At 69.7% G+C, this 9,684-nt stretch carries 8 protein-coding genes and 1 pseudogene; 4 read left to right on the forward strand and 5 right to left on the reverse strand.

The annotated features are described in order from the left end of the window. From OU415_RS37015 to OU415_RS37025, 3 genes and pseudogenes are all read left to right on the forward strand, one after another. Window positions 1–240: pseudogene (locus OU415_RS37015) on the forward strand (sulfite exporter TauE/SafE family protein); the annotation flags it as partial. A 203-nt stretch (window positions 241–443) separates the two neighbouring features. Continuing rightward, complete coding sequence (locus OU415_RS37020; RefSeq protein ID WP_270954396.1) at window positions 444–1,367, forward strand: NADP-dependent oxidoreductase; 924 nt, start codon at window positions 444–446, stop codon at window positions 1,365–1,367. A 236-nt stretch (window positions 1,368–1,603) separates the two neighbouring features. Continuing rightward, window positions 1,604–2,425, forward strand: a complete 822-nt coding sequence (locus tag OU415_RS37025; protein WP_270954397.1) for a class I SAM-dependent methyltransferase — start codon at window positions 1,604–1,606, stop codon at window positions 2,423–2,425. 45 nt (window positions 2,426–2,470) lie between these two features. On the opposite strand, the gene OU415_RS37030 is transcribed toward OU415_RS37025, so the two are convergent. Both OU415_RS37030 and OU415_RS37035 read right to left on the reverse strand, forming a co-directional pair. Beyond that, window positions 2,471–3,715 carry a pyridoxal phosphate-dependent aminotransferase gene (locus OU415_RS37030; RefSeq protein ID WP_270954398.1) on the reverse strand — a complete coding sequence of 415 codons (1,245 nt, stop codon included), beginning with the start codon at window positions 3,713–3,715 and terminating at the stop codon, window positions 2,471–2,473. Beyond that, window positions 3,712–5,124 (reverse strand): amino acid permease, encoded by a 1,413-nt coding sequence (locus tag OU415_RS37035; protein ID WP_270954399.1) that lies wholly within the window; start codon window positions 5,122–5,124, stop codon window positions 3,712–3,714. Before OU415_RS37035 ends, OU415_RS37030 begins: the two co-directional genes overlap by 4 nt. 163 nt (window positions 5,125–5,287) lie before the next feature. On the opposite strand from OU415_RS37035, the gene OU415_RS37040 reads away from it, so the two are divergent. Then, window positions 5,288–6,397, forward strand: a complete 1,110-nt coding sequence (locus OU415_RS37040; protein ID WP_270954400.1) for a C45 family autoproteolytic acyltransferase/hydolase — start codon at window positions 5,288–5,290, stop codon at window positions 6,395–6,397. A gap of 3 nt (window positions 6,398–6,400) precedes the next feature. On the opposite strand, the gene OU415_RS37045 is transcribed toward OU415_RS37040, so the two are convergent. From OU415_RS37045 to OU415_RS37055, 3 genes are all read right to left on the reverse strand, one after another. Further along, a complete protein-coding gene (locus OU415_RS37045; protein WP_270954401.1) occupies window positions 6,401–7,267 on the reverse strand; it encodes a MurR/RpiR family transcriptional regulator in 867 nt (288 codons plus the stop codon). Window positions 7,268–7,348: 81 nt separating this feature from the next. Then, a complete protein-coding gene (locus OU415_RS37050; protein WP_270954402.1) occupies window positions 7,349–8,392 on the reverse strand; it encodes a phosphotriesterase family protein in 1,044 nt (347 codons plus the stop codon). Then, window positions 8,389–9,396: a DMT family transporter gene (locus tag OU415_RS37055; RefSeq protein WP_270954403.1), complete on the reverse strand. Its 1,008-nt coding sequence runs from the start codon at window positions 9,394–9,396 to the stop codon at window positions 8,389–8,391. Before OU415_RS37055 ends, OU415_RS37050 begins: the two co-directional genes overlap by 4 nt. Between the last annotated feature and the right edge of the window lie 288 nt (window positions 9,397–9,684).

The raw sequence follows: 9,684 nt of genomic DNA on the forward strand, positions 1-9,684 counted from the left end.
ATGGTGGTGATCGCGCTCAACTCGATCACCGGGCTGGCCGCCCACGCCGGCACGCTGGCCCACCTGGACTTCGGCGTCCTGGTGCTCTTCGCGGGCACGGCGATGCTGGTCTCGATCGGCGCGGCGCGGTTGTCGAACCGGCTCCCGGCGAGCACGGTCCGCAAGGCGTTCGCCTGGGTGGTGCTGGCCATCGCCGCAGGCGTGGGCATTTCGTCGGCGATCGGCCTGATCACCGCCTGACCCACCACCACGGCCCGTCGCCCTGCGTTCGCGCAGGTCGGCGGGCCGTTCGCGTCGGCCTGCGCATCCCGGCACCGCGAGGAGAATCGGCTTCGGACTGCCCCCAAGCCGTATCTCCAAGCGCACTTAATGAGCGATTGCACTATAGCTCGCACGACAAGTACTGTCGTGTGCAAATACTTCAACCGACGAAGGAAGCACCGATGAAGGCGATCGTCCTCGACGAGTACGGCGGACCCGACGCGCTCCGGCTGACCGAGCTCCCGGACCCGAAGGTGGCGCCCGGCGAGGTGCTGATCCGGGTGAAGGCCGCCGGCGTCAACCCGGTGGACTGGAAGCTCGCCGCAGGCAACCTCGACGCCGTCATGGAGACCCACTTCCCGCTGATCCCGGGGTGGGACGTGGCAGGCGTGGTCGAGCGGGTGGGTTTCGACGTCGAGGAGTACGCGCCCGGCGACGAGGTCTTCGGCTACATCCGCAAGGACACTGCCCAGTTCGGCGGCTACGCGGAACTGGTCTCCGCGCACGTGCGCATGCTCGCCCGCAAGCCCGCCGCGCTGTCCTGGGAGCAGGCCGCGGGCGTCCCCCTCGCCGGGTTGACGGCGTACCAGGCGATCAAGCGGGTCGGGATCGGCTCCGGTGACACCGTCCTGGTCCACGCCGCGGCGGGTGGCGTCGGTTCGCTCGGCGTCCAGATCGCAGTGGCGCGCGGCGCCCGCGTGATCGGCACCGCGAGCGAGCGCAACCACGACTTCGTGCGGCAGCTCGGCGGGGAGCCCGTGACCTACGGCGCCGGACTCGCCGACCGGGTCGCGGAACTGGCTCCCGACGGCATCGACGCGGTGCTGGACTTCTTCGGCGGGGACGCGGTGGACGTGTCGCTGAGCCTCCTCGAGAAGCCGGAACGACTCGCGTCCATCGCCAACGCGGAGGCCGCGGCGAAGGGCGGCCACTACGTGTGGGTCCGCCCCGACTCGGCCGACCTCGCGGATCTCGCCGACCTGGCCGACCGCGGCGAACTGGCCGTGCACGTCGACAAGGTCCTCCCGCTCGAAGAAGCGGCGGAGGCCTGGCGGCTCAACAGCGGAGGGCACACGCGCGGCAAGCTCGTGCTGTCCGTGGACTGATCACAACGCGCCGGGGCCGTGAGCGCGAGAACCGCCTCCAACCGGTTTTCGCACTCACGACCCCGATGCGCCCAACGAGATGCGAAGCGCAGCAACGGAACTCGAACTGTTCGTGCACATTGATATTGATTTGCAATGCTATTCGAGTTCAGGAATTTTTCTTCACCTGATATGATTCGGGAAATCGTTGCTAGCTTCGCCCTGTGCGAGAACATCGTCCTAGCGAAACTGCCCTCGTGGTCGCGACAGCACGCGCCGCTCATCTCGTCGTCGACGACAGCCCCGCGATCTTCACCGACTCGCTCGCCGAGAAGTTGCTCGGCGACCGGGCCGAGGAGCTGATCGGTTACCACCGGCTGCACGGCGATCTCCCACTGCTCTCCCACGCGCGGGCCAACGTCGTGGTCCGCAGCCGGTACCTCGAGGACCGGCTGGCGGCGCTCGTCGATCGCGGCCTGCCCCAGTACGTCATCCTGGGCGCCGGCCTGGACACCTTCGCCTACCGGAACCCCACCGCGCCGCTGGCGGTGTTCGAAGTGGACCACCCGGCGACGCAGCAGTGGAAGCGGAAACTGCTGGCGGACAGCGGAGTGGACGTCCCGGAGATGCTGCGGTGGGTGCCGGTCGACTTCGAGACCGACCAGCTGCTGGACCAGCTGGTGGCCGCGGGCTTCGACCCGACCCGGCCAGCGCTGATCAGCTGGCTCGGCGTCACGATGTACCTCACGTGGGAGGCCGTCGACCGCACGCTCGACGTCCTCGGCGGACTGGCGCCCGGCACCGAACTCGTCCTCGACTACGTGCTCCCCGAGCACCTCAGCGATCAGGCCACCAGGACTCATGCTTCGGCAGTGGCACAGGCGGTGTCCGACAGCGGTGAGCCGTGGTTGTCCCGCCCCACCCCCGACGCCCTGACGACCTGTCTCGCCGAGCACGGCTTCGGCCCGACCAAGCACGTGCGCCACCGGGATGCCATCGACAGCGCCCTGTGGCAACGCGAGGACAGCCTGTCACCCAGCGGTCTTTCGATGCTCGCGCACACCGAGCTGCGTGCGTAGTCGACACGGCCCAGCTCAGCGAAGAAGCCCGGTCGCCGCATGACATCAGACCAGGGAGCGCAGAGCGGTCCGCAACCGGTCGAGTGCATCCGCGATCCACGGCAGTTCGACGGGGTTCTCGCTGCGCAGCGCTTGCCAGCGCTGGTCTTCGGTCTCCCCGTAGAGCAGGCTGCTGGCCACGCGGAACCGGTACGCGCTCGGGGTGTCGCCGAAGTGCTCACCGGCGAGCACACCCACTCCGTGGTTGTCCAGCAGCGCGTCGGCCAGTTCCGCGCCGGTGCGGATACCGGCCGAGGTCAGCTCGGGGCGCAGCTGCTCGAAGTCGGGGTAGACGTAGAACGCCGCCGACGGAGTGCGGCACTCGGCACCAGCTTCGACGAGAGCAGAGTGCACTGCGCTCGAAACGGCCGCGTGCAGCCTGCGGCACGCTGCGACGTGGTCGGTCACCGAGGTGGGTTCGGAGAGCACGAACTCGGCAGCGGCCTGCATCGGCATTGCCAGGCTGGACCAGATCTCGCTGGCGATCCCGACGATCCGTTCGGTCGTGCTCCTGCCGAGTTCGCCCGCCGGCATGCGGGCGAAGCCGACGCGCCAACCGCCCAGCGCCGTGCTCTTGCTGAGCCCACCGGTGACGATCGTCCGCTCCGGCAGCAGCGATGCGGGGCTCAGGTGCGCTTCCGGGACGTAGGTGAGGTCGCGGTAGATCTCATCGGAGATGATGACGAGGCCGTGCCGGTCGGCGATCTCGCACACCGCCTTGACCAGGTCGGCTCCGGCTGCGGTACCGGTCGGGTTGTCGGGCAGGGTGAGCACGAGCAGCTTGGGGTCGGCCCCTTCGCGCCGGGCAGCGGCCAGGGCGGGTTCGAGCAGTGCCGGGTCCGGCACCCCGCCGGCCTCTCCCGGCACCGGGACACCGATCACCCGCTTGCCGACCAGCGCTGCCTGCGCGGCGTAGGTGACCCACGACGGCGTGGGCAGCACGAGATCACCGGGCAGGGCGGCGAGTGCGGCGTAGAGCAGGGCTTTGCTGCCGGGCGCCAGGATGGCCTGCTCCGGATCGGTGGGCAGGTCGCGCCGGGTGAAGTAACCGGCCACCGAAGCACGCGCCGAGGCCGAGCCGACCACCGGGCCGTAGGCGTTCTGCCCGGCCGCCGAAGCCAGCTCGGCGCCGATCTCCGGCAGCACCGGCAGTCCGGCTTCGCCGAAACCGAGGTGCAGCACCGGTTTTCCGGCCGCACGCAGTGCGCTGATCTTCTCGTTCACCGCCAACGTGGCGGAATGCTTGATCACAGCTTTTCCTCACTGGTCGAAGTGGATCGTTCGGTCGTCCTGGCCCGGGTTCGGTTCTGGTGCACCACGCCCGCCGCGACGGCCACCGCGGTGACCGCGAGAGTCAGCAGGAGCGAGTGCCTGCTGTCGGCGTTGAACGCCATTCCGGCGATCACCGCGAGCAGGCCGATCACGACGGCGATCGTCAGGTGCGGGAACGCCCACATCTTGATGGTCAGCGCGCCGGGGTTCTGGCGTTCCAGCCGCCTGCGGCCGCGGAACTGGGTGACCGCGATGCACAGGTACACCACGACGGCGATGGCCCCGGACGAGTCGAGGAGGAAGTTGAACACCGCCTCGGTAGGCAGGAAGTAGTTGGCGACGACGGTGACCAGCCCGATGCTGGAGGCCGCGAGGACCGACCACGCCGGGACGCCCGTGCGGGTCACCTTGGTGAACAGGGCGGGGGCCTCGCCGCGCTCGGCCAGCGCGTAGAGCATCCGCGACGACGAGTAGATGCCCGAGTTCAGGCAGGACAGCACCGCGCTGAGCACGATGACATCCATGATCACCGGGGCGCCCGGGATGCCGAGTCGTTGCAGCACAGCGACGTACGGGCTCTCGGAGACCTGCGCGCTGTTCCACGGCAGCAGCGCCAGCACGACGAAGATCGATCCGATGTAGAACACCAGGATCCGCCACACGACGCTGTTCATACCGCGTCGCACCGCGTGCACCGGGTCGACCGCCTCGCCCGCGGCGACCGTGACGACTTCGGTGCCGAAGAACGAGAAGAACACGGCGAGCGCCGCGAGCAGCACGGCCGTCCCGCCCTCGGGGAGGAACCCGCCGTGCGCCGTCAGGTTCGCCAGGCCCGGGGAGTCGAACCCGGGGACGAGTCCGAGCAGGGCGGCCGCGCCGAGGGCGATGAAGGCCACGATCGCGGTCACCTTGATCAGGGCGAACCAGAACTCGAACTCGCCGAACGAACTGACCTGCACCAGGTTGATGGCGATCAGAGCCGCCATGAAGACCAGGGCCGCGAGCCACGAGGGGATCGCGGGCAGCAGCCGGTTCACGATCGCCGCGCCGGCCACGGCCTCGAAGCCGATGGTCACGCACCACTGGTAGGCGTAGAGCCATCCGACGGAAAGTCCTGCCCAGGGGCCGAGCTCGCGGTTGGCGTAGCTGGAGAAGGAGCCGGTTTCGGGGTGGGCGACGGCCATTTCGGCGAGCATGCGCATGATCAGCACGACGAGCGCGCCGACGCCGATGTAGGCGAGCAGGACGCCGGGCCCGGCCGTGCTGATGGCCTTGCCGCTGCCGACGAAGAGTCCGGCGCCGATCACCCCGCCGATCGCGATCATCGTCATCTGGCGGTTCCCGAGACCGCTCTTGAGCCCTGATGTGCCCGGCGGGGAGCTGGCCATCGTGCCTCCGTTCGGTTGCGCGCCGGTAGCGAGGCGCAAATTGAGTTGCATGAGATGTTGACTGCGCAAATCTACTCGCGTCAAGATGTTCGCCGGGATCGCTGCAGCGATTCCCTTCAAGCAGCTGCGCCGCGCCGGCGCGCGAGGTGAGGCGGACGAATCGATGGGTGCGACGGTTGTCGAGTCGGAGCTGGGAGGACTGCGCTGGCTCGTGGTCCGAGGTGACCGCGAATCCGCCCTGAGGGCGTTGGGGCGGGCAGCGGCCGACGAGGTCCGGTCGGTGTTGGGCTCGCTGCCGGAAGCGGCGGGCCTGCGGCAGTACGCCGCATCCACCGCCGGGCGGCGGGCGGTCGCCGGGGTGTTGAAGGCGACGCGCACGTCCCACGCCCAGGAGCTCCGGGAAGCGGTGGCGCTGGCCGAAGGCGCCGGTGTCGATCCGGAGGAGCTGCTGCTGGCGAACCTGCGCGGGGACCTCGGCGGCGACGACGGTGTCGGGTGTTCGGACCTCGCCTTCCGGGGGAAGCGTTCGTTCGTCGCGCACAACGAGGACGGCGCCCCCGAACTCGCCGGGCGCTTCATGCTGGTAACCCTCGCGATCGACGGGGAGGCTCCGGTCGCGGTGCAGTGGTACCCGGGTTTCCTGCCGTGCAACACGTTCGTCGTGACCGGCCACGGACTCGTGTGGGGCATCAACCACATCCAGGTCGCCGCACCGGCGACCGCCGCGGGGCGTCATTTCGTCGCGCGCGGGCTGCAGCGGCAGCCGAACCTCGAAGCCGCGGTGCGTTACCTCACCGATCACCCCAGCGCCGGTGGGTTCGCCTACAACATCGGTGAACTCGGCACTGGGCGCGTGGTCAGCGTCGAGACCGCGGCCGGTCGGCACGCAGCGGTGGAGACCGATCCCGGGTCGCTGTCGTGGCACACCAACCACTTGCGGCACGTCGAGTCGCGCAAGGAGGCGGCGCAGTCCGGTTCGGGTGGCACACAGGGCGCGCGCAACCTGGGACAGCGCGAGGAGAGCCTCGCCCGAGCGCGGGTCCTCGATTCGCTGGAGGCCCCCGCGGGCGGACCGGACACGGACTGGTTCCTCGGGGTCCTCGCCGGGAAACCCGTGCCGGACGGGGTTTTCCGTTCTGCGGTGGACGGAGATCCGTTGCTGACGCTGTGCACGTCAGTGGTCGACCTGACCGCTCGCGAGGTCACACTGCAGCCGCGCGGTGCAGCGCCGCTGACGATCTCGGCCGACGCCTTGGTGGCGGCGGACGCCTGATCCTCAGCCGGTGTAGACGGAGAAGTCGGACAGCAGCTGCTCGTCGCTGAGCAGCTCGTCCCGACTGCGGGTGCCGTTGCGCAGCGCCACGCTCGTGGCGAGGGCCTGGACGAGCGCGATGAAGGAACCGACCGAACGCAGCAGCGTCACCCCTTCGCAATCGACCTGGAAGGTCACGTCGGCGATTCGCGCGAGCGGGGACGCCGCGGTGTCGGTGAGCGCGATGGTGTGCAGCCCGCGCTTCTTGGCCTCCTCGAAGGCGCGGACCGTTTCCGCGGTGTACCGGTGGATCGAGACGGCGATGAACACCTCGTCCTGCCGGAGGTCGCGGAGTTCGTCGACCAGCGCACCGGTGACCGGCGCGATCTGGTGCACCCCGGGGCGCACCAGCCGCAGCAGGTAGCTGGTGAGCTGCGCGACGGGGAGGCATTTGCGCAGACCCATCACGTGCACCCGGTCGGTCTCGGCGAGCAGCTGAACGCAGCGGTCCCACTGCTCGGCGGTGATCCGGGTGAAGGTGCGCGTCAGGTTCTGCTGTTCGTGCTCGACGACGGTGGACAGGAACTCGCCCGTTTCGGAGTGCTGCCCGGCGCGCCGGAACCGGGTTATCAGCCGCGCTTCCCGGGCGAGGTGTTCCCGGCAGAGAGCGGCCAGCGCGGGGTAGCCCTTGAGACCGAACGCGGTCGCGAACCGGACCAGCGAGGACTCGTGGACGTTGGCGAGCTTCGCCGACTCGCCGATGGTGCGGAAGGCCGTCCCCTCCGGATCGGTCAGCAGCAGCTCGGCGATCCGCTGCTGACCGGCCGCGAGCCCGCCGATGCGCTCCTGGATGGCAGAACACAACTCCTCGTACGTCGTCGGCGCATCCACTGCAACCTCCCTCACCGCTCAACGCAACTATACTTGCACGGAAACGCCCAGCAGTTGCGTCGGCGAACCTTCTGAGCGGTACTACCGACCGCAGAGCATGGCGGCCGGGTTGGTGCGGGTGAGGGTTTCGATCCACTCGTCGCTGACGCCGAGCGAGCGCAGCTCTTCGGCGAAGATCGTTGGTACGTAGGCGAATCCGTTGCCGCCGTGGCGCGTCCACATCTGCTTCAGGAAGACGTCGTGGCTCAGCAGCACCTGCTCGCCGTGGCCGGCGTCGACCAGCCGGGCCACGCCGCTCGCGGTCGTCGAGGTCGCCGGTGACGCACCCTCCTTCGGGAAGGTGATGTCCATGCCGATCATGTCGAACTCCAGCCACACCCCCCGATCGGCGAGCCCGAGCTGGTACTCACCGTCCTCCGCCGACGGGTCCATGTGCGACAGCACGACGCGCGCCGGAGCCACCCCTATCTCGTCCAGCACAACGTCCAGCACCTCGTCGCCGCGGCGCTGCCAGCCGGGCAGGTGGATCATGAGCGGGACCTCGGGGTGGTCGAGCTGGGCTAGCGCCGCAGCGCGCAGCGAGGCCTGCTCGGCCGGGGTGAAGTCCGGCGACACCCCGATCTCGCCGATGATCCCCGGCCTGGCCCGGTGCGCGCCGACGCCGCTGGTCAGCTCGTCGCCGATGCTCGCGGCCTGCACCTCGACGGCCTGCGCCGAGATGCGCTCCCCCTCGAACTTCTCCAGGTAGGCGCCGCAGCCCATGACGATGTTCAGCCCGGTGCGCTGCGCCACCTCGACCAGCTTGTCGGGGTCGCGGCCGATCGCGGCGCTGGACGTGGCGTCGACGATGGTCCGGCCGCCGACCGCTTGGAACGCGGCGATCTCGTCCATCACGTCCGCCACCGGCTTCGGGGCCAGGTTGTCCGCGCAGCAGTACGGATCGTGCCGGAGCGCCCACGCCGCACCGGCGTCCACCGCCCGGTCCACGAGGAACTCGCTGAACCGGTAGCTGGGTTCGTCGCGCACCCCGGAGAGGTCGTTGAACAGGTGCTCGTGGGGCAGGACCAGACCCAGCTCGCCCGCGGCGACCGGACCGGTGACGGTCTGCGCGGTCCCGCCGGTCATCGCGCGGTTCCCGGTTCGCCCGCGGCGCGGGAGGGGATCATCCCGATCCCGGCGGCGACGAGCGCGAGCACGGTGCCGATCACGGTGGCGAGGTGGATCGGCTGCCCGACCGAGGGCACCACCAGGTCCAGCAGCAGCGAACCGACCAGCTGACCGGCCACCGACCCCAACCCGAGCAGCAGCAGCCCGAGGCCGCGCACCAGCAGCGCCATGAACCCGATCGACAGCAGGCCCAGCGCCCCGCCGGTGTACATCCACCACGTCGGCGGCAGCGAGAACTGGGCGGTGCCCAGCCCCAGCCGGACCAGCAGACCGGCCAGCAGCACGACGAACCCGACCAGGAAGTTGAACGTGATCGAGACCAGCATCGAACCGGATTCCCGCGCCACGGCGGCGTTTCCGGCCGGCTGCCAACCGGCGAGCAGGCCCGCCGCGAAGGGCAGGACGGCCAGCGCGATCGCGTGCGGCACGTGGAAGCTCGGCGAGATGGTGACCGCGGTGGCCGCGACGGCCAGCACCGCGCCGAGACCGCGGGTGACCGAGATCGGCTGCTTGACCGTGGCGGTCACCCCGATCCGGTCGCAGATCACGCCGGAGATCACCAGGCCCGCGATCAGCGTGATCTGGAAGACCGCGACCCCGAGCACCCCCACCGAGACACCCTCGGAGAGCACCACCGCGCCGCCGCACAAACCGGCCAGGTAGTTCCACCAGCCGATGCGCCGGCTGCGGATCAGGCTCGGGATGCTCAGCGCCTGCAGGCGCGTGCTGGGACGTGCGAACACGATCACCAGCATCAGCACCAGGCCGCTGCCGAACGAGATCACCGCGGCGCTGTTGCCGTCGCCGACGGTCTCGCCGAGCGCGCCGTTGACCGCGGACTGCATCGGGCTGAGCATGCCGGTCAGGACCGTCAGCAGGACCAGGACGGTCGTGGTGGCTCCCCTGGCCGCCCGGCCGGACGCGGCCGGCGGGCTCAGCTCAGGAGCGGGCGTGTTGGTCATGGCGGTGCGACTCCTTTGTCGTCCGTGCTGCACCGGTGGGGTTGCTGCGGATTGCTCGAGCTGCGCTGGAGATGTGCCGCGCGGCCCGAGTGCCTGTTTTCGAACCTGCTTCTGGTCTTTGTCTTGAAGCGCCGAAGGCGCTTAGCCCGCCCTCGCAACCGGCACCGCCGCGGGTTCTCAGACGTCGCCTGGCGAGGACAGCCCGTTTGCCGTGTATTGGACATACATAAAAACGGGATCCCGCAGCCAGGCGGCGTCTGAGGTTCCGCCACCCGCACCGCCACGCAA

The sequence above is a fragment of the Saccharopolyspora oryzae genome (assembly GCF_027853915.1).
Taxonomy (GTDB): Bacteria; Actinomycetota; Actinomycetes; order Mycobacteriales; family Pseudonocardiaceae; genus Saccharopolyspora; species Saccharopolyspora oryzae.

Coding starts and splice junctions, on each gene's coding strand:
- OU415_RS37020 (WP_270954396.1), top strand. CDS start 444: ATGAAGGCGATCGTCCTCGACGAGTACGGCGGACCCGACGCGCTCCGG.
- OU415_RS37035 (WP_270954399.1), bottom strand. CDS start 5,124: ATGGCCAGCTCCCCGCCGGGCACATCAGGGCTCAAGAGCGGTCTCGGG.
- OU415_RS37040 (WP_270954400.1), top strand. CDS start 5,288: ATGGGTGCGACGGTTGTCGAGTCGGAGCTGGGAGGACTGCGCTGGCTC.
- OU415_RS37050 (WP_270954402.1), bottom strand. CDS start 8,392: ATGACCGGCGGGACCGCGCAGACCGTCACCGGTCCGGTCGCCGCGGGC.
- OU415_RS37055 (WP_270954403.1), bottom strand. CDS start 9,396: ATGACCAACACGCCCGCTCCTGAGCTGAGCCCGCCGGCCGCGTCCGGC.